At 57.5% G+C, this 20720-nt stretch carries 18 protein-coding genes; 1 reads left to right on the top strand and 17 read right to left on the bottom strand.

Going from position 1 to position 20720, the window contains the following annotated elements; translation table 11 throughout:
• Positions 1-13: 13 nt before the first annotated feature.
• From ACWFUC_RS15265 to epsL, 10 genes are all read right to left on the bottom strand, one after another.
• Positions 14-1072 carry an acyltransferase family protein gene (locus ACWFUC_RS15265; RefSeq protein WP_259434893.1) on the bottom strand — a complete coding sequence of 353 codons (1059 nt, stop codon included), beginning with the start codon at positions 1070-1072 and terminating at the stop codon, positions 14-16.
• Complete coding sequence (locus ACWFUC_RS15260) at positions 1069-2310, bottom strand: glycosyltransferase family 4 protein (RefSeq protein WP_489625336.1); 1242 nt, start codon at positions 2308-2310, stop codon at positions 1069-1071. Before ACWFUC_RS15260 ends, ACWFUC_RS15265 begins: the two co-directional genes overlap by 4 nt.
• Before the next feature lie 78 nt (positions 2311-2388).
• Positions 2389-3825, bottom strand: coding sequence for an O-antigen ligase family protein (locus ACWFUC_RS15255; protein WP_489625335.1), 1437 nt, complete (start codon positions 3823-3825; stop codon positions 2389-2391).
• Positions 3826-3989: 164 nt separating this feature from the next.
• A complete protein-coding gene (gene xrtB, locus ACWFUC_RS15250; RefSeq protein ID WP_489625334.1) occupies positions 3990-5633 on the bottom strand; it encodes an exosortase B in 1644 nt (547 codons plus the stop codon).
• Between the two features lie 29 nt (positions 5634-5662).
• Positions 5663-6541, bottom strand: coding sequence for a chain length determinant protein tyrosine kinase EpsG (epsG, locus tag ACWFUC_RS15245; RefSeq protein WP_259434889.1), 879 nt, complete (start codon positions 6539-6541; stop codon positions 5663-5665).
• A gap of 49 nt (positions 6542-6590) precedes the next feature.
• Entirely contained in the window at positions 6591-7991 is a 1401-nt protein-coding gene (gene epsF, locus ACWFUC_RS15240) for a chain length determinant protein EpsF (RefSeq protein ID WP_489625333.1), read from the bottom strand.
• 78 nt (positions 7992-8069) lie between these two features.
• Entirely contained in the window at positions 8070-8864 is a 795-nt protein-coding gene (epsE, locus tag ACWFUC_RS15235; RefSeq protein WP_259434887.1) for a polysaccharide export protein EpsE, read from the bottom strand.
• Positions 8865-8934: 70 nt separating this feature from the next.
• Positions 8935-9864, bottom strand: coding sequence for an EpsD family peptidyl-prolyl cis-trans isomerase (locus tag ACWFUC_RS15230; protein ID WP_259434886.1), 930 nt, complete (start codon positions 9862-9864; stop codon positions 8935-8937).
• 125 nt (positions 9865-9989) lie between these two features.
• Complete coding sequence (locus ACWFUC_RS15225; protein WP_259434885.1) at positions 9990-11399, bottom strand: undecaprenyl-phosphate glucose phosphotransferase; 1410 nt, start codon at positions 11397-11399, stop codon at positions 9990-9992.
• A 10-nt stretch (positions 11400-11409) separates the two neighbouring features.
• Entirely contained in the window at positions 11410-12588 is a 1179-nt protein-coding gene (epsL, locus tag ACWFUC_RS15220; RefSeq protein ID WP_489625332.1) for an XrtB/PEP-CTERM-associated polysaccharide biosynthesis outer membrane protein EpsL, read from the bottom strand.
• A gap of 503 nt (positions 12589-13091) precedes the next feature.
• Between epsL and ACWFUC_RS15215 the strand changes: the two genes are divergently transcribed.
• A complete protein-coding gene (locus tag ACWFUC_RS15215; RefSeq protein ID WP_402706952.1) occupies positions 13092-13655 on the top strand; it encodes a phosphatase PAP2 family protein in 564 nt (187 codons plus the stop codon).
• 90 nt (positions 13656-13745) lie between these two features.
• On the opposite strand, the gene ACWFUC_RS15210 is transcribed toward ACWFUC_RS15215, so the two are convergent.
• From ACWFUC_RS15210 to rplT, 7 genes are all read right to left on the bottom strand, one after another.
• Positions 13746-14828 (bottom strand): choice-of-anchor A family protein, encoded by a 1083-nt coding sequence (locus tag ACWFUC_RS15210; RefSeq protein WP_489625331.1) that lies wholly within the window; start codon positions 14826-14828, stop codon positions 13746-13748.
• 226 nt (positions 14829-15054) lie between these two features.
• Complete coding sequence (locus ACWFUC_RS15205) at positions 15055-15579, bottom strand: GNAT family N-acetyltransferase (protein WP_286866407.1); 525 nt, start codon at positions 15577-15579, stop codon at positions 15055-15057.
• A 159-nt stretch (positions 15580-15738) separates the two neighbouring features.
• Positions 15739-16140 carry a MerR family transcriptional regulator gene (locus ACWFUC_RS15200; protein WP_034331538.1) on the bottom strand — a complete coding sequence of 134 codons (402 nt, stop codon included), beginning with the start codon at positions 16138-16140 and terminating at the stop codon, positions 15739-15741.
• A gap of 3 nt (positions 16141-16143) precedes the next feature.
• Positions 16144-16557 carry an integration host factor subunit alpha gene (locus ACWFUC_RS15195; RefSeq protein WP_051057415.1) on the bottom strand — a complete coding sequence of 138 codons (414 nt, stop codon included), beginning with the start codon at positions 16555-16557 and terminating at the stop codon, positions 16144-16146.
• Between the two features lie 64 nt (positions 16558-16621).
• Positions 16622-19048 (bottom strand): phenylalanine--tRNA ligase subunit beta, encoded by a 2427-nt coding sequence (gene pheT, locus ACWFUC_RS15190; RefSeq protein ID WP_489625330.1) that lies wholly within the window; start codon positions 19046-19048, stop codon positions 16622-16624.
• 71 nt (positions 19049-19119) lie between these two features.
• The gene (gene pheS, locus ACWFUC_RS15185) at positions 19120-20148 is read right to left on the bottom strand and encodes a phenylalanine--tRNA ligase subunit alpha (RefSeq protein ID WP_034331543.1); all 1029 of its coding nucleotides are present in this window, start codon (positions 20146-20148) and stop codon (positions 19120-19122) included.
• A 209-nt stretch (positions 20149-20357) separates the two neighbouring features.
• The gene (gene rplT, locus ACWFUC_RS15180; RefSeq protein ID WP_006712690.1) at positions 20358-20720 is read right to left on the bottom strand and encodes a 50S ribosomal protein L20; all 363 of its coding nucleotides are present in this window, start codon (positions 20718-20720) and stop codon (positions 20358-20360) included.

Here is a 20720-nt window from a genome sequence, read left to right as displayed (position 1 = left end):
TACAAAAACCGTGCTAGCGGAGCCGCGCCCTGACCACGCGCAACGGAGCATCAATCAAGCGATCCACCAGTACCGCGAACAGCAAGGAAACGGCCAGTGCCACGAGAACGTTCAGTGGCGCATAGGAAAATAAGCGATCTACGTTATTGAGCATGACGTAATGGGCCAGATAGATCGAATAGGAATAGACTCCGATCCGCCGAACCCAAGCCGCATTGAGCCAGCGGAAGGGCCAAAGTTCCGGATTGGTTACCGAGTAATAAAAGAGAGGAATGAGCGCAATACCTTGCAGAGAGTAACGCACGGTTTCTCTGAACACCTCACTGCGAACCAACAAGGTGCTCAACAGGAGCAGTAGTCCGGCCCATATCGCAGTAGCTCTCACTTTTGGCGTTTGCAGCTGCTGCTGCCATTGCGACGTCAGCGACAGCGTCGCCAGAATGCAGCCATAAAGCATGGAATCGATGCGCGTATCGGTGGCATAGTAAGTTCGTTCGGTGCTGACCGCTACTCCCATGACGAGATAGCAGCGCCAAGCGAGGAACATCACGCAGGCAACACCCAAGTAAAACGGCAGCCGCTGCCGCTGCGCATTGCGCAAGGAAAGCAATAGCAATGCCGGGAAGAAGAAATAAAAATGCTCTTCCACTGCCAGCGACCAGAACACGCCCGTCCCCTGCGGCACCGTATGAGCGGCATCAAAGAACAACGCGTAATAATTGGCGAAATAAAACAACTGCGCAAAGAAACCGGTCCACGTGGCATAGCCTTTGAAGACACCCAGGTAGGTCAGCAAATACGTCGCCACCAGCACCAGCAACAAGGGCGGAGTCAGGCGAAGAAGACGTCGCAGATAAAAATGCCTGATGTTGATGGTGCCAGTACTTGCATGCTCGCGCAGCAGCAAGGTGGTGATGAGATAGCCACTCAGGAAAAAGAAAATGGTCACACCCAGCCCGCCTGGCACCAGCCTGCCCAAGCCCGCATGACTGGTCGCAACAATGAGGATGGCAACCGCCCGCCATCCATCCAGGGAGGCAATATCCTGGTGCTTGGTATGCACCATGCTCATGGTGCCTTCCCCAGAACAGGGCGATCCGAGGTAACCGATGCGGCGAACAATCTGGCCAACTTGCCGGCCTCGGTATCGATTGAATGCCTTGCCACCGCACGTGCGTGCGCGCACTCCCCCATCTGCTGCAGCTGTTCGGGCGTAGCACTCAGGCAGGCTTGCATGGACTCCACCAGACGGCCAATATCCCCTGCAGGAAAGAGCCAGCCATTCTCACCATCCAACACCAGTTCAGGGATGCCGGCAATGAAGGTAGTCAGCACCGGACGACGCAGCGCCATTGCCTCCATCACCACCACCGGCAGACCTTCTGCGAAACTAGGCAATACCATCGCACGCGCAGCAAGCAATTCCTCTCGTACCTGGCGACTGCTGATCCATCCGGTGATCCGAATTTTTTCCTGCAAGCCGTAGTGCGCAACACGCTCTTCAATCTGCGGCCGCATTTCACCATCCCCGGCCAGCACCAACTCAAACTCGATGCCATTGCTTGCAAGTACAGCGGCCGCCTCGACCAGCAACAATTGCCCCTTCTGCTCACACAGGCGACCCACACAGACCAGACGTGCGGACGACTGCGGCTGCAGCGGCGCGTCCGAATAAAAGCCACGATCCAGGCCGCAATGAACGATGGCGACCTTTGACCAGATACTCTGCTCCACCCAGCGGTATAACTGACTCTGGCAGAAAGAAGTGATGGCAATGGTGAACGCGGAGCGGCGGATCTTTTCGTCCAGCCCAAGGGCCACGGGCTTGTCGAACTCTTCAGGGCCATGCACTGTGAAACTGTAGGGAGGACCACCCAGGCAGTGCGCCAGCATGACGATCTCGGCGGAGTTGGTCCCGAAATGCGCATGTATGTGACCCGCATCAAACTTCCGTGTCCACTCCACGACCTGCGCAGCTTCCATGAGGTAGATCAGGTGATAGATCAGACCGCGCTCACGACGGCGTGCCATGTTGAAAGCCAACGCCAGCGCGGAGACAAAGCCCTTTGGATTGGCAAGGATCGTGCGCAGCATGGGACTCAGCAAGCCGACAATACCGTTTTTGAGAACGTAGCGCGTACGGTCACGTTCGCCACGGTCATCGTCATCGACAACCTCGGCATCCCATCCACGTAACGCGATGCGATCAATCGCAAAGCCTTGCGCTTCGACAGCGGCGATCTCCCGGCGGATGAAGCTGTGGCTGACTTTGGGATACTGGTTGATAAAGTAAGCGATTCTTTTTGTCATGGCTGCGTTGAATAAGCAATGCACTTCCCGCCCGCGAGGCAGAAAGAAAACGATGGGACAATCCTCGATATGGCCATGTCAGGCGGATGTCGAGCGGCGAAATGACGCCTGTTCCAGGCGCCGGTTCTTTTTCGCGAGAACCTCCAGTTGGCCCTGCTGGCTGTTATGGTAGACCGACCATCCCATCCCCATGACCAGCCAGAAATACCAGTTGAAGGCCAGGTAGGACAGCATGTTGTCAGAGGCTGACACAACGATATATTCAATCAAAGTACAGATCAGAATGACACCGCCCAGCGAGTCCTGTTTCTGATACCGGATCAACACGCGTAATACCTGATAGAAGATCGCAAGGTAGGCCACCATTCCGACCAGCCCAGTATCAAAGAACCACTGAACGAACACACTATGCGCGCCCCATTTCACCCCGCCAGAGAGCGGGAAAAACAGTGGCGAATAGTAGGGAAAGGCTTCGACACCATAGCCGAACAAATAGTGTGAAGAACTCATCCAGTTCAATCCAGAACTCCAGAGGTAGGTTCTCCATGCGAAGGAGTTGAGCTTGGCGTAAGTGGTGACCGTGTTGCCGCTGTCGAGCTGCAAGATACGCTCCTGGACACTCGGAATGAGCAAGGCCAGCGTCGCAAGTATCAGCATGTAAACAAGATAGCGTCGCTCGTACTTGATGCCGTAGAGGAGGAAGATCAAAAAACAAGCCACCCATGCGCTACGCGTCTGCGTAAGCAAAAGCAACAAGAACAAGAGACCCAGATAACCCGCCAGTGCAAAGCGCTTGAACTGATCAAGCTTGAATTGCGCGCTCTTGATGACGTAGAGGCCCAGGGCGATAGCCAGTGTCAGGTAGAACGCGAAGATATTGGGATGACCAAACGTACTCTGCAGACGAAAACCGCTGAGACCGCCGCGTGCGTTCAAGGCAGTGCTCACGAAACCATACGCCGCTGGAATCAGTGATGAAGCCACGACCAGCAGAACCATGGAACGGAACTGCTCTGGAGTGCGTACCACATAGAACGCACACACAAACACCGCAAAATACGAGCACAGGCCCAGGACGATCTTCAGTGCCGCTCCCTTGTCTGGGGACACCACCATTCCGATGGTGGCGATACCCAACAAAATCATCCATGGCACCCAAGCCTTGCGTGGCAACAGCTTCGGTTTTTCAACCACGAAGAGCAAGGCAATCAGAATGATCAGCGCATTGATCGCTCCACCGAGCCCCAGCGAAAAGCTGCCACCCGATCCCACACGTGTGGACTCCAGGACAATATCGCCGGAGGCACGCAACAGCAGCACGCATAGCAGCAGCAGACGTTTGTTGAACACAAACAGTCCTCCCAGCAGCAACAGCGCGGGCAAGGCTGCCAGCTTGGCGAGACTGCCATCGAGCGCGGAAGCGAGCACTGGCAGTGCCAAACCGAACACCACTGCGATTGCACATGCAACGAGCAAAAGCACGATCTGTGAAGATTGCAGGTTGATTCTTCTCATCATTTTTCCTCGGTCACTGAGACCGCAATATTCGCCTCTACATCAGCCGTCACATGATGCCGGATGATGATTGCATGCCAGGGGCAAAGAGACAGGCAACGGTCGCCCATCTCGCCAGATGGAGTCAGGACACATCACCGCCATCCATCTGCCCACCTTTGCCCTCAATGAGGAGTTAGCAATCCTGGATGGGTAAGGTGCATGGCGCCGTCCAGTTCTTTCAGGAATTGTTCTTGCAGCGCAAAGGCATGGGCTTGACTGTCCTGATCTTGCAGAAGGCTTGACGCACGTACCAGAATGCCATCGGAAACCCGGCCGCTCATGCCATCCTTGAAAATCTTCCAACGGGCAGCGAGACCCCCCTGTGGAAATCCATCACCAATGCGAACCCAATAACTGACAGCTTCTTGTCGGCCCTTGTTGCTGGCAACGAAGCGCGAACCAGCAATCTGCGGACCGTCAGGACGTGTCTGCATGCTCACTGGCTGCCCATCAGCCAAAGTAAAGCCTTGGGCGACGTAACAGACCTCCGGCAAGTGGATCTTTACATCCTGGCTCTGCTCGGCAGCATAGGCCAGGGCCAGCATGACCATTTCGCCACGACTATTGACGTAGGTTCGGCCAAGGACGTCGTCATAAGGTTGATCCGCATTGCGGCCAGTTCCATCGTCCAATCCGACAGTGACTTGCAGAAACGGAGATGGGACCTCTCTCCACTGGCCAAACTGCGATGGCACGATTGCCGAAAAATTCTGTTTCTTGAGCGGCTGCGCCATATGGGGAACCAGCATGCCCGCGGCTGCGACGGACAAGGCCATGACCAGCGCAACAGGGATGGCCAGTCGGATATTCATGGCGAACTTGTCGCGGTTGTTACTTTCGCCGGCCACGCGCACGCGCTGAACTGCAACTGGGACAGCCTCGCCCCGCAGGTTGGCCCAACGTACGGCGATCCAACGCAACAATCCATCCAGCGCGATGATCAAGCCCAGCGCAACGAGAAAGAGCAACATACCTGCAAAGCCGTGGAGAAAACCCTGCCCGGCAGCATCCCCCATGTAGTAGGTGATGAGCGCAAGTACCATCACTCGCACGGTATTGGCGGTGAATGAAATAGGAACGATCAAAACTGCCAGCACCACGTTGCGCAACAACGATTGATGGCGCACCAGGTTCATGTACAGCAGGCCGAGTGCCTCAAGGGTGAACAGTGAATTCAATCCGGCGCAAGCATCGGCGACCAGCAACTGGTAGGGGCCGATGTAGAGAATCACGCCGCTGCGGGCGATTGGGTACCCCAGCAGGCGCAACACCTGCTCTGACGCATAGGACACGCCAATTTTGAGCGGCTGTGTCAGCAGGTCCACCACTGAAGCGGGTAACGGGACCATGAACAGCATGAAAAAGAAGGCGAACCACAGACGACCGCAGGTACGTATCCCGAATTGCAGCAGCACGATCCCCATCAGGATGGGAATGAGCGAGCCTGCCTCCATGAACAGCACGGTCTGCGAGCGCCCGAGTACGAAGCAAAGCAGACCGAGCAGCAAGAAGAAAACACCAGGTACTGGAGCAGGTTTGCGCTCGATGAGCCCCTCCTCCAGCAACTGCCTGACTCGCACGAACATGTAGCAGCACGCTACGACCAGAACGATCGGACCATGCGCGTTGCGTTCGGTCCCCCATACCCCATGAAAGAGATCGATGAAACTGGGTATGTACATCGCCGCCAACCCAGCCGCGATGACGATCCACGGCAAACCGGAGAAGCGTGGTCCAGGCAGGGGACGAAAGGTATCAGCAGTCATCGTGACGCTTTCTGGCAAATGACTAGCGCTCAGAACTCGTTGACCACGCTGCCAACCAAAGCGACATGCGCGCTGGTCAGACGTTCAGCAAACGTACGGACTGCAGAAATGTGCGTGACATTGGTACGTACGACCATGAGGCTGCCACCAGCGCGCGCGGAAATCATGTTGCCGTCCGCGTATTGCGTGCCAGAAGGCGTGTCAATCAAGATGACATCAAAATCCTGGGCAAAGTCGCTGAGCATCTGAGTGAAGTTGGGGCGCCCCAGCAGTTCCTGCGGATTGGGTGGGGTCGGACCGGCAGACAAGACGGTCAGGTCGAGCAGGTCCGGCACGCGTTGCAAGGCATCGGCCACGACACAACGGCCGGCAATCACGCCCGACAAGCCGTTACGATTATCCAGACCAAACAACTCATGTTGACAAGGCTTGCGCATGTCAGCATCGATGAGCAGGGTGCGCTCACCTAGCTGCGAAAATACAACGGCCAGGTTGGATGCGATGAAGCTACGCCCTTCCCCGCTCTCCGGGCTGACGATGGCAAGGGCCTTGTGCTTGGCATCGACGTCGAACCACCGCACCATCAGCTGACTGCGCAGCGCTCGCAGCGCCTCGACCTGCTTGCTGAAGGGATTGTAGGCCGCTACGACCTTTTCGCTGACCTTGCTTTCCCCCTTGAGTAGATAAGGGTAATCGAATTGGCGGGACAAGGCCTGGTCGATATCGGACTGGGTCAGCAAGCCCAGTTGGATTGCAGCATCTCCGAAGCGCAGACCACGCTCGCGCTGCAAGCGCAGGATGCGCTCCGCGTTTTCGGGCGAAAGCTTTCCGCTGTCCACCAGAATCGCACCAATGGATCGGTTCGGCAGGGATGCGCCTTCATTGAAGGTCAACGTTGCAGTAGTCATGTTATTCCCGGGATATCATATTTTTATTGACAGAGAGAGCCGCACACGATCAGGCCGGCTTGGATCGTCCGAATCCAAAACGTCGACGGCTGCTGCTCGCGGTGACAGGGCCGGAAATGGCACCCAACACCGGCAGCCCCAGCTCCTCGATCAGATCCTGCTCCGAACGCACGCGACGGTTGGTCAGTTCCAGCCCCAAGGCAGCCATCACGCCCAGGATAGTGCCCACGAAGAAGGCCAGAACGAGATTGACCAAGACACGTGGGCTGGAAGGATATGGCGGCGGAACGGCTGCCGATAACAGCGAAATATCGGACTGGTTGGACTGACCTTCCAAATTGGTCTGGGCGAAACGCTGCGTTGTCAGCTCGTAGGCACGCTGCGCACTTTCGAGTTCCCGGCTCAACACAGCCAGTTCGTCGCGCGTACGGTTCATTTCCAGCACCTTGCGCTTTTGCGCCTCGAACTCGGCACGAATCTCTGATTCACGCTTGGCCAGAATCGTGGCATTGCTGCCCACCGATGCAGAAATAGAGCTTGTGGCTGCTGCCAGCTGCGCACGCAAGCCATCGCGTTCGGCCTTCGCTGCCTGATAATCCGGGTGGTTCACGCCCAGACGCTTGGACGCCTGCTCGAAACGGGCCTCGGAGGCAGCCAGGTTGGACTTGAGCGTCTGAATGAGCGCGTTCGCATTGACATCTGGCGACTCAACCGCCCCACCACCAGCGGCCTGACGACGGCGGGACTCGGCTTCGGACAATGCCGCCTGAGCCATTACCAGCTGGGTCGAGAGGTCATTGAGTCGATTTGTCTCAACGTCGGTACGATTGTCGATATTGGTAATGCCGTGCTCTTCCTGATACTTGGAGAGCTTGGTCTGTGCCTGCTCGTAAGCATCGCGCAACACCTTGACCTGGTCATTGAAATAGGAAGATGCCTTCCGGGTTGGATCCAGCTTGAGCTGCATGCTCACATTTTGGTAAGCGGCAGCAAAGGCATTGGCAACCAATGCAGCAAATTGCGGGTCTTCCGCCTTGAAGGTGATATCGATGACGCTGCTCTCCTTCGAGGCAACTGCATCCAGTTTGCGCAACAAGATCCCGGCGAGCCAGTTGCGGATATCCAGTTCACCGTGGTTATCTGCATTGTAGGCATCCTTGACTTCCTGCTGATCAGCAAGCTTGAGACTATCCACGACAGCTAGAGCCACCGACGGACTATTGATGATCGCCACTTGCGTAGGCATGAAGCCCGGCAAAGCCTGCGGCGAAACGACCAGACCCGTGACGGGATCCGATGCCTTGTAGTTGAGCACGACCGAGGAGGTTGCCCGATATTGCTTGGGCAATACCAGACTGACGACGAGCGCCACTGCTACCGTAATAGAGACAATGAGCAAGATGACCTTGCGATGCGCCTGAAGGATCAGAAGAAATTGAGATAGATTCATGGGGTCACGCCTCCTGGTTGGCGTTATACGCTAGCTAAAATAAAAGTCACGGTGCCGCCCCAGCCGGGGCCATCAATTTCAGAACCAGCTTTCCTTGACGTAGACGATGTCGTCCGCCTGCAGCAAATCTTCTTTCTTGACAGGGATCTCCTGCAGATTGCCATCCGGATCGCGACGCTTGACCATAAGGCCGCGCTCGGTGCCTCGTTGCGTCAGGCCACCGCCCACCGACAAGGCCTGCAACACGGTTGTGCCCCGCTCCAGCTTGTAGACGCCGGGACGCTGCACTTCACCGTAGATATAAAACCGCAGAGCGCGCTCGACATAGACGACATCATTGGCCCCCACTTCCGGCAGTGTCGTCGTGTCGCCGTTGTGCGTAATGGCATAGATGTCGACCAGTTGCTTCGTCACACCACCCTTGGCATCGTTGCGCACGATGGTGACCGCATCGCCCCCATCCGGGGTGACACCTCCGGCCAGCGCAATCACGTCAGCGACGTTGCGTCGTCCATCCAGCGAATAACGCCCTGGCTTGGTCACCTGCCCCAGCACCGAGACCATTTGGCTCTGTGGAACCGTGACGAGAATGTTGACCTGCGGATTGTTCAGGTAACCACCCTTCTTGAGCAGACCTGCAATCTTGGTTTCGGCCTGCGCCGTGGACAGGCCGCCGATCTTGACCTCTCCCACCAACGGATAGCTGATGATGCCGGCTTCGCTGATCCGTGTTTCCAAGCTCAGGTCATCACTACCATAGACCTTTACGCGGATCACGTCGCCAGCACCCAACAGGATGTCATCGGCTTTGGCAAACAAACTCCAGCTGGCAAGCATCAGGCCGATCAACAGGAATACTATTTTTCTCGTCATTGTCATAACTCCGCATCACATCAGGTTCTTGATTCAGGCGTGTCTACGCCCGTATTTAGTTCAGACTTGCTTATTTGAATCCGGACACGCCACGTGAAATGACGTCCTTCTTAATGCTTTCCGGATCATTGGCAGCACCTTTCTGTGAGGCTGCCTCTGCACCACTAGCGTTGGCTTGCGCAGCAAGATCCGTGAATGACTTGGCCTGTTCCGAATACTCAATCTTGGCTTCGCCCTTCAGACGTTCCACGAGCTGCTCGGAGGCCTGGTTTTGCTTTTGCGTCACCAGATACTGGATGATCTGGGGTGTAGCTACTGCCAGAGACAAGGGTGCATTCTTCACATCCTGCAGCGACGTCAAGATCGCCGTCTGCCCTTCGAGCACCACAAACAATGCACCACGTTCCATCGTTTTGAGGCTGGCATTCATTTGCGGCGGCAGATCTGCTGAGGTCTTCACCACCTGCTGTCGCGCGTATTGGATACGATGCGAATCAAGCCACGCCACGACTTCATCCATTCGCTTGCCAGGCTGGTCCATCAAGGTATTGAGCTCAGGCGTAAGATTGGAGCGCGCGATGACCAGTTGCCCGAACTCATATTGCTTGCGCTGAGCAAACCAGTCCGGATTCTTGCGATACAGGTCCTCGACTTCCTGGTCCAGCGGCCGTGCCGGCGACTTCAATTTGCTGGCCACGTAGCTCTGCGCCAGCACCAGATTGCGTGCGCGTTCCATATCCGCCAGCACCGCGGGATCGGCATCAAGCTTGTCCTTCTTTGCTGCGTTGACCAGCAATTGCCGTGCCACCAGGCCATCCAGCAATTGTTTGGTCACTTGACTGCCACCGGTCTTCGCCAGCTCGTTGTTGACCTGGTGAATGGTAATTTCCTGCCCATCCACAATGGCAACGACTTGGCTAGTCGAAGATGCTGATTTCTTCTCACCACAGGCGCTCAATGCGACAAAAAGCATTGTCGAAACCAACGCCTTGACTGCCATGGAACGATGCTGTCGCACTGCTGCCTTCCCGATATTCATTTGAGCAAGCTTTCTTTTTATGTGTCACTAGTTGCCAGCGACAATGGGTGGTTCGCGTGGTCTTCGCCCCAGACGGGACTGAACCGTCAATAAGCGTTGTCGCGCTTGATCACCATACGCACGGTCTGGAAAATAATCCAAAGATCAAAAACCAACGACCAGCGGCGCAGATATTCAAGGTCGAATTCAATACGAGCTTTCATCTTGTCCAGCGTCTCGGTCTCGCCGCGCAGACCGTTGACCTGCGCCCAGCCGGTGATACCAGGCTTGACCTTGTGACGCAGCATGTAGCCCTTGATCTGCTTGCGGTACAGCTCATTGTGCGCAACCGCGTGGGGACGTGGCCCTACGATGCTCATTCTCCCTTGCAGCACATTGAAAAATTGCGGCAATTCGTCAAGAGAACTGGATCGCAGGAAACCGCCTATCTTGGTCAGGCGCATATCACCCTTGGTGGCCTGGGTAACCTTGCCACCGTCCTCCATGACCGTCATGGAGCGGAATTTGTAGACGACAATCTCTTCCCCATCCAGTCCATAGCGTCGCTGCTTGAAAATGACAGGCCCCGGCGAAGTCAACTTCACGCATATCGCGATGACCATCATCACCGGCAGCAACATGAGCAGGATGCAGGAGGCCAGAATCAGATCACTGGCGCGCTTGACGACATTATTGGTTCCGGTAAAAGGCGTTTCGCAGATGGCCATGACCGCCATGCCGCCCACGTAATCGAAGCGTGCCTGGATCAAATTGAATATGTAGATATCAGGAATGAAGTAGATGGAGGCAGTCGTATCCTGCAGCTCGTCGATCATCTGCAGCACTCGCGGCTGCGCAGAAATCGGCATGCTTATGTAGACCATGTTGATATTGTTTTCGCGCACGTACGCTGCTACGTCTGACATTTTGCCGTGCAAGGGCGTATAGGTACCGGGAGGCTGACGGTTGAGCTCGCGATCATCGAAGAAACCCATGAGCTTGATCATCAGCGAAGGATACTTCTCCATGCGATCGGCCAGCTTCAACGCGGCCGGATTGACGCCAATGATGATGGCCCTGCGCACCTCCCCCTTGGTATGCAGGTCGCGCATGACGCGCGACTGTACATGCTGCGAAATGATCAGCCCCACGGGCGTTGTCACCACCCAGAAGAAAATCGCGCGCAGCGAAAACTGCTGATAGAACTCGCAAATGTAGGCCACCACCACAAGAACGGCGGCTACGGCGATCCAGTCGAGTACCGGCGCGAAGACTGACACTCCCCTGGGATCCCGGCGCAGCCGACGCTCGTGGAATTCCGTAAAGAAATAGGATGAGAGGAAGAAGGCCATGATGGCCAGAACCCAGTAATCACCGCTGAACAAATGACCGCTAAAACGCACCAGCACCCACAAATACGCCACGATCAGCGCCGGCTCGACGAAGCGCTTGAATACCATGGTCATGGCATTGGGCTTGACGTTGGCCAATGGCAAGCCATCATGCAGGTCGCTCATTTTCGGTGCCTCAGAATTCATAGCGCGATGTCAGGGAGATGCCGTTGGACAAATAACTAAAACTGTTCAGATTTGACTGCAGGTTTTCACGGTAGACCGCCAACATAAGGGACAGGGAGGTCGTTGGCGAATAGGTCAGGCTCAGACTTGCCTTTTCATACGTATCCCGCCGGTTGGACGGTGTGACACCAGTGACGATGGCAGCGCCGTTGTAATTACGACGCTCGTAATCCACCAAGCCATCTACCCGCAGCTTGGCCGTAGGCAAGTAGGTGACTGCCAGACTGGCACCGGTGGTTAACGCGAAGTTGGCATCGATATCATTGACGCCGCCGATTTCACGCCACAGGTTAGCCTTGAAACCAGTTTTACCAGTCGCAGCCCAATCAGCGATCAGTCGCGCGTTGAACCCGCGATAATCAGAACCACTCGCCGCCGAATTGCGCTCGCGCTGCGTGACACCACCGAGGAATTGCAACTTCGTCTTGGCGCTGTACAACCAAACGATCTTGGCCTTGTAGTCCTCCTGCGTGAAGGAGTTATTGACCGTACTCGTTCCGATGACGGCATCGAAAGGATAGTTACCAGTCGTCCTGCGCACCTGCACGCCAGCGATGCTCCCGCTGCGCGGCGTGTAATCGAGGCCGACTTCCGCGATATTCTGCGTGAAGTTGTTCGACTGCTGGGTCTGCAGGTCGTACGCAAGTCCGAACCGCGATGCCTGCATGCGCACCGTCCAGTCAGGGTGCAATTGCCAAGCCAAGTTGAAATACTTGGTATTCATCGTACGGATGTTGGGCTCAAGCGACCGGAAGTTCTGGAAAGGCGTCAATGACCTCGAGTAGACGTAACCCAAGTTACCGGACAAGCGCTCTCCTAGCACCCAGCCCCAATCGGACTTCAAATCCCGCGCATCATTGTCGAACTGACTGAAATGATCAAACGTATTCTTGGTCGCGCTTGCATCGAGCTGAAAATGCTGGCGACTGAGCATCTTGTCGATACGAAGACCGCCCTGCCGACTTTGCACATTGTCCGACAACTGGGGCGACCCCAACGAAGTACGCGCCGCATCAGGTCCACTCAGACGCAGCAAATTATCGTCATGCAAATATGTATACTGCACATACGGAACAACCACCTGACCGGGGTCCGCCGCGTATGCAAAAGGGCAAGTCACCGACACCATCAGAGCGCACATCCGCACCCGGGTCTTACGCTTGCTGCTATTGCGAAACTGCCGTGGCATCACGAATCAGCGCCCTTTCTTTTTAGTTTTACTTTTAAAACAATGGCAATGTTTGGCGTCCGCATTGCTGCACTGCAACACAGAAAAATTTAGAAGTAATCATGCATCATTTTTTAGATTTAGGCAAAAAAATGTGTGCTACATTGCCCTGTAGAAAAGAATCCCGTAAGGATACGCGCCCCTAAAACTGCAGCAATCAGACAAAACAGCAGGGGCTTGTAGGACAAGCGGCAATTTTTCAATTTGATAACAAAATCGCAAAATCACACAAACTATTTATATCGCATTGCAGCAAACACTGAACGTTTATCTTGCAACAACAGTCACAGCGCTTTCACCGCGCCGCACAAGCCGCCAATCTTCCTTGGCAACATTTCCCAGATCCCTCCCTTTCACTTAACTGAATGAACTGGCACACCATCACTTTTCTTGGCGACAGCACCATGACCATTCCCGGCGCCTGCATCCTGGCCCTCTGGATGGGTATCAACCAGATGTGGCGTCCGATGTTCGCCTGGCTGGTTGCCTTTGGCAGCGCCATGATGATCGTCGTCATCAGCAAGCTGCTCTTCATGGGGTGGGACATCAGCCTGCCGATGCTCAATTTCACCGGATTCAGTGGACATACCGCTTCTTCCAGTGCCCTCTATCTCTCGATTGCCCTGCTGCTCACCCAAGACAGCAGCCGCGTACGGCGTGCGCTGGCACTCACGCTGACCGCTCTACTGGTAACTGCCGTCGGCCTGTCTCGTCTTATGATCAAGGTCCACTCTGAATCCGAAGTCATGCTCGGCCTGCTGGTAGGTGCCGGCGCTGCTTGGGCCTTCGGCCGCTCACTGCAACAGTCGCCCCCGCCATTGCGTCACCTGCTGTTGCCGGTGGGCCTGGCCGCTGCGCTCATGATGACCGGCTTCGACAAGCCAGCACCCACCCAGAGCTTCCTACAGGAAGTGGCCAAGACGCTGTCCGGTCGCTCCGAGGTCTACATGCGGCATGAGCCGCTCTGACACCAACCCTCCCCCGATACCAAGAAAAATGCCGCTCAGCATCGCGCTGAACGGCATCGACGATCTTGCTCTTGGGAATACTATGCAGGCTCAGGCTGCCTGCATACCTGGCAGCGCCACGCGCCGACGCCGCAGCGCCGCCACACCGATCACGATGGCCAGACCACCCAGCATCATCAGATATTGCTCAGGCTCGGGGACCGGGGCCACCGCGGCCAGGTTGCCGGTGAAGGATTGCAGGTGCAGCTCGGCGTTCTGAATCAAGCTGTTGACGAACACTCCGCCTTCAATGTTCTGGTTGTTGGTCAGGCTGGCGTGGGTAGCCAGGATCGAACCGCCGAACTGATTGTTGATGATCAGGCTGGTCGCATTGTAGAAGTTCCAGACGATGGACTTGCCCAACGACTGCGCTTGTCCACCCAGGAAGTTGGCACCGATGATCGCCGAGCTCACGCTGGAATTGATGATGATGGTGCTGGCACCATTGGCAGCGAAGGAAAATTCACCTACCGAGAACACCGACGCGCTGGTGGTGTTATCCAGATTGAAGACCGCGACACCCTGGTTATTGGCCACGGCATTGAAGGTGGCCTTGTTGTTCGCGACGGAGACCGTGCTGTTGGCGGCAGCCGTTTTGAGGCTATTGGACAGGCTGGTTAGCGTGTTGCTGAAATTGGTCGAGCCGGCAGCATCGGCATTGGTCTGCATCAGCGTGCTCGGCGACGACGAGCGGCCGCCATTGAAGTTGACCCCGATGGTGCTGCCCGCCACGTAGGCCGGGCCGTTCAGATTGCTGCCGATCACCGAACCGGCGATATAGCTGGAACCGCTGTTGACGGTGGAGCCAACGAGGGAGCCGCCAATATAGGATCCCAGTCCGTTGACATGCAGACCGCTCGCCGTCCCCATCACGGTCAGACCGGCGTAGTTCGATGCGGGCGTGCTGCCGTAGTGCTGCACATAGTCACCACCCGTGACCGAACCGCCGATCCAGGCCCGGCCATCGACGTGCGAATTGGAGGCGGCACTGCCCAGCACCACCAGGTTGAACTGCTGCAGCGCTTCAGCGCCAGTCAGCGGGGCCACGGCGGCCTGCGCAGCAGCACTCACACCAAGGGAAAGGAAAGGCAAGACAGCAACACCGGCCAGCGCCGACCTGGAAAGACGCGACATGGAACGTTACCCCTTATAAAGGATGCCGCCTTCGCTTGTCAGACCAGGTGGCGGAAGTGAATTGATCGCGCTTGGAAGATGCAAATCCAAGCAAACTGTTGTAAATTTTTCATTAATTTTAAGACAACAGTTGTCGATTGATCAAGTGAAAAACTCGTTAACGCGCGAGCGTTAACTTTTTGCCACATTGACAACAATCAATCTTCCGCCAAGGCAAGCACCGGCACTAGCGTAACCGCCTGGACATGTAGAGCGCGCCCTCGCCATAGCTGGCCAGACTCCCACCCTTCCCTGCCAGCGCCTGCGCATCCTCGGCAAATCCCGCTGCCCGCCAGTAGGCACTTGATGCATGCACCGCCACCAAGGTCGCCATCGGCAGACCCGCCTGCTCAGCCACACGGCACAGATCGTCCACCAACTCCCGCCCGAGCCCGGAGCCGCGTGCCGCCGGCAGCAGCGCGACATCATGCAGATGCAGGCAATCTGCCGCAGTATCCAGTCCGTTCAGCAAGCTGTTGAGGGATGGCGGCACGCCTAGACGAGCGGGATGCATGAAGGCGTAACCGATGACCTGCTCGGTGCCGTCCGCTTGCCCGCTACGCACGGCGATCCGGCAGCCAGGCGCAAACAAGGCCAGACGTTCTGCGAAGACTTCTTCTGCTTCGAAATAGCCAGCGTGAACCAAGTCAGCGATCGCCATCACGTGCGGCAAGTCAGCCGCCCGCATCGGACGCCATTGATAAGGACTCATGGTGAGATCTCCGTCTGTTGGCCGGGAGCACCCCGGAAATGAACACGCCACACGGTGGCCGATGAGGACCAGCGTGTGGCGCGTAAAAATAAAAACTGGGAAGCGAGAAAGCTTATGTTGGTCGGCAAGATCTCCGGCGCAACAACCCTGGCACGTAAATCAGGCGGCAGCCCCGGGCTTCAGGGTTTCCAGCACGGCTTGCAACTCCGTCCGCAAGGCATCGATGGCAGCCTCGTCCAGGCTGATGACGGGACGCTGCGGCTCTTGCGGCTGCTCGGCCTCGTGCGTGCCGTCAAGCTTGTTGCGGGCACCGCTGATGGTGAAGCCTTGTTCATACAGCAGTTCACGGATGCGGCGGATCAACAGCACTTCATGGTGCTGGTAATAACGCCGGTTGCCGCGGCGCTTCACCGGTTTGAGCTGGGTGAATTCCTGTTCCCAGTAGCGCAACACGTGCGGCTTCACACCGCACAGTTCGCTGACCTCGCCTATCGTGAAATAACGCTTGGCCGGGATGGGCGGCAAGACGATGGCCGCCGGTTTGTTGACACGATCGTTCATAGATTAGACGGACATTTCAACGGCGTCGCCGCTGGAGAGTTCCACCATTTCCTTCAATTTCTGGCTGGCGTGGAAGGTCACGACGCGGCGCGCAGTGATGGGGATTTCCTCGCCAGTCTTGGGATTGCGGCCAGGCCGTTGCGGCTTGTCGCGCAGCTGGAAATTACCGAAGCCGGACAGCTTGACGGCCTCGCCACGTTCGAGAGCGTTGCGGATCTCGTCGAAGAAGGTTTCCACCATGTCCTTGGCTTCGCGCTTGTTCAGACCGACCTGCTCGAACAAAAGTTCGGCCAGCTCGGCCTTGGTCAGCGTCGGCAGGTTCTTGTCGGCCTGCGAACGTGCCTGGGATTCCAGTACGGCACGATGCAGGTCGGCGTCCAGCACGGATTGAAATTCGTTCGAATTCACGTTGTTCATGGCGATGAATGACTGGGCCTCAACCGATTCCGGTCTGTAATTATTTTCGCTCTCGGACATCACATCAGGCACGCAACCTGGCGCCGAGCTTGGCGCTCGCCGCGGCCACCAGTGCATTCACCGCAAGGTCAACCTTGTCATCCTGAAGGGTGTTTTGAGTATCTTGCAAGGTGCAGCGGAACGCAAGGCTTTTTTCGTCCGCTTCCAGCCCCTTGCCTTGATATTCATCAAATAAAACAAGGGCTTGCAAGATGCCGCAATCCGGATTGGCCTGCTTTTCAGCGGCAAAAACGTCCAGCAATTGCTGCGCACCGACCGAGTGTTTGACCACCAGAGCGATGTCGCGGCTGACCGCCGGGAACTTGGAGATTTCCGAGTAGGACGGCAGGTCACGCTCCTGCAGCGCCTCGGCATCCACCTCGAAGACCACGGGGGCCAGCGGCAGGTCGTACTTCTGCTGCCACTTGGGATGCAATTCTCCGATCACGCCGACCACCTTGTCACCCAGCAGTACATGCGCAGTGCGTCCAGGATGCAGCGCCGGATGTTCGGCCTTGACGAAACGCAGCGCGCGCGGCGCGAACAGCGCTTCCAGGTCGGCCTTGACGTCGAAGTAATCGACGTTGCGGGTCGGCTGGCCCCACTGTTCCTCGGCCACCGGACCATAGGCCAATGCGGCCACGCGCTTGGGTTGCTCGAAACCGGCGACAGCCAGCGGACCATCGGTGATGGCGGCGTTCTTGTGGAACACGGCACCCGCTTCGAAGACGCGGATACGCGCTGCCTTGCGGTTGACGTTGTAGCGTGCATTGGCGACCAGTCCGGCGATGAGCGAAGAACGCATCACGCTCATCTGGCTGGCGATCGGGTTCAACAGCTTGATGGGATCGGTGTTGCCGGCGAAGTCAGCTTCCCAGGCACTTTCCACGAAGCTGAAGTTGACCACTTCCTGATAGTCCTGATCGGCCAGCAGGCGGCGGATGGCGAACAGCGAACGGGTGTTCTCGGGCGCGATGCGCATGGCATTGGCGGCTACCGGCGGCAGTGCCGGGATGTTCTCGAAACCGTAGACGCGGGCCACTTCTTCGATCAAGTCTTCCTCGATCTCGATGTCGAAGCGATAGGACGGCGGCGTCACCGAGAACAGGCCAGGCTGGTAGTCGAAAGACAGGCCCAGACGCTTGAAGATATCCGACACCATCTCGTCAGTGATCTCCACGCCGATCACCTTGGCCGCACGCGCGGTGCGCAGCGCGACCGGTTCACGCTTGGGCAGGTTGACGATCTGGTCGTCGACCGGGCCGACGCGGGTCTCGGGGGTACCGCAGATTTCCAGCAACAGCGCGGTGATGCGCTCGATGTGATCGACCACGGTGGCGAAGTCGACGCCACGCTCGAAGCGATGCGCGGCATCGGTCGAGAAGTTGTAGCGGCGCGCACGGCCCTGGATCGCCTGCGGGAACCAGAATGCGGCTTCCAGGTAGATGTTGGTGGTGTCCAGCGAAACCGCAGTGGCATCGCCCCCCATGATGCCGGCCAGGGATTCGATTTCCTTGTCGTCGGAGATCACGCCGACCCACTCATCGACTTCCACGGTATTGCCGTTGAGGAGCTTCAGGGATTCGCCCTTGCGGCCCCAGCGCACGTCCAGGCCGCCATGGATCTTGTCGAGGTCGAACACGTGCGAGGGACGGCCCAGCTCCAGCATCACGTAATTGGAGATGTCCACCAGCGCCGAGATCGGTCGCTGGCCGCTGCGCTCCAGGCGCTGCTTCATCCACTGCGGGGTGGCGGCCTTGGCATTGAGGCCACGGATCACGCGGCCGGCAAAACGGCCGCACAGGTCGGGCGCGGAAATGCGCACCGGCAGCTTCTCGTCCAGGTTGACGGCGGCGGCCTGATAGACCGGGGCCTTCAGTGGGGTGCCCGTGAGCGCAGAAACTTCACGTGCCACACCCAGCACCGACAGGCAATCCGCCTTGTTGGGGGTCAGCTTGATGGTGAACTTCAGGTCGTTCAGTTGCAGATAGTCGCGGAAATTCTGGCCGACCGGTGCATCGTCGGGCAGCTCCAGCAGGCCACCGTGATCTTCCGACAGCTTCAGTTCGCGGGCCGAGCACAGCATGCCTTGCGACTCCACGCCGCGCAGCTTGCCGACCTTGATCTCGAAGGGCTTGCCATCGGCACCCGGCGGCAATACGGCACCGACCATGGCGCAAGGCACCTTGAGACCGGCGCGCACGTTGGGCGCGCCACAGACGATGTTGAGGATGGTGCCGGTATGAACATTCACGCGGCACACGTTCAGGCGATCCGCATCCGGATGCTTGGAGACTTCCAGCACTTCGCCCACCACCACATTGGTGAAGGGAGGCGCAACCGGTTCGACTTCCTCAACTTCCAGACCGGACATGGTCAGCAGGTGCGACAGTTCATCCGAGGTCATGGTCGGATTGACCATGGTACGCAGCCAGTTTTCAGAGAATTGCATGATTCAGACTTTCAGCTATCGGCTATGAGCCGGAGGCACGCCACGACAGCGCGGCGTCCTGCGTGATCGAATTAATTGAATTGCTTCAGGAAGCGCAGGTCGCCTTCGTAGAACAGGCGCAGGTCGTTGATCCCGTAACGCAGCATGGTCAGGCGCTCCAGGCCCGAGCCGAACGCGAAACCGATGTACTGTTCAGGATCCAGACCCATGTTGCGCACCACCGTCGGGTGCACCTGGCCAGCGCCGGAGACTTCCAGCCAGCGGCCCTTCAGGGGACCGCTGCCGAAGGCGATGTCGATCTCGGCCGAAGGCTCGGTGAAGGGGAAATATGAGGGGCGGAAGCGCACCTGCAGGTCGTCGGTCTCGAAGAAGGCCTTGACGAAGTTGAGGTACACGCCCTTGAGGTCGGCGAAGCTGATGTCCTCGGCGATCCACAGGCCTTCGACCTGATGGAACATCGGCGAGTGGGTAGCATCGCTGTCAACACGATAGGTGCGGCCCGGTGCGATGACCTTGATGGGCGGCTTGTTCATGCGGGCGTAGCGCACCTGCATCGGGCTGGTGTGGGTACGCAGCAGCAGCGGCTTGCCCTGGGTGTCGTTGCCTTCGATGTAGAAGGTGTCCTGCATCGAGCGCGCCGGGTGGTTCTCGGGGCTGTTCAATGCGGTGAAATTGGTCCAGTCGGTCTCGATCTCGGGACCGTCGGCGACATCAAAACCGATGGAGCGGAAGATTTCCTCGACGCGCTGCCAGGAGCGCATCACGGGGTGGATGCCGCCCACACCACGGCCGCGGCCCGGCAAGGTGACATCGATGGCTTCCGCATTCAGGCGCGCCTGCATCTGGGCATTGGCCAGTGCATCGCGGCGTGCGGTCAGCGCGGTTTCGATCTGTTCCTTGGCGACGTTGATGATCGCCCCTTGTACCTTGCGCTCTTCCGGCGCCAGCTTGCCCAGTCCCTTCATCTGCTCGGTGATCTGGCCGGTCTTGCCGAGGTACTTGGCCTTGGCGTTTTCCAGTGCGGCGGCGTCGGGCGCGGCGGCGAAATCAGCCTGCGCCTGCGTGACCAGTTGGCCCAGGAGTTGGTCTAGGGGATTCATGCGGTAAGTCTCGCTCCAATCGAAAATCCGACGACGAAGTCGAAAAGAAGGGATTCACGGAAGGTGAATCAAAAAAATCCACGAAACCGTGGATCAAAAACATACGGGGCATCGGTGTATCACCTCTGCCCCGCAGGATTTTGCAGCGCCGGCTGCTCGTCTGACTTGCGTCCGATATTGCGGCCGGCTACCGCAAACACGCTGTCGATTTAGGCGGCAGCGATGTTGGCCTTCACCTGGTTGACGATGGCAGCGAAAGCAGCCTTGTCGGTGACAGCCATATCGGCCAGGACCTTACGATCCAGTTCGATCGCAGCCTTCTTCAGGCCGTTCATGAACACGCTGTAGGTCACGCCGTGCGAACGCGCAGCGGCGTTGATACGGGCGATCCACAGTGCGCGGAACACGCGCTTCTTGTTACGACGGTCACGGTACGCGTACTGACCAGCGCGCATGACTGCTTGCTTGGCGATACGGTAGACGTTTTTACGACGGCCGCGGTAACCCTTGGCGAGTGCGAGGACTTTCTTGTGGCGGGCACGTGCTGTTACCCCACGTTTGACTCTAGGCAT

It is taken from the genome of Herbaspirillum sp. Her4 (assembly GCF_057961335.1).
The sequence above is the reverse complement of the archived record's forward strand: the minus strand, read 5'-3'. Positions and strand labels throughout refer to the sequence as shown.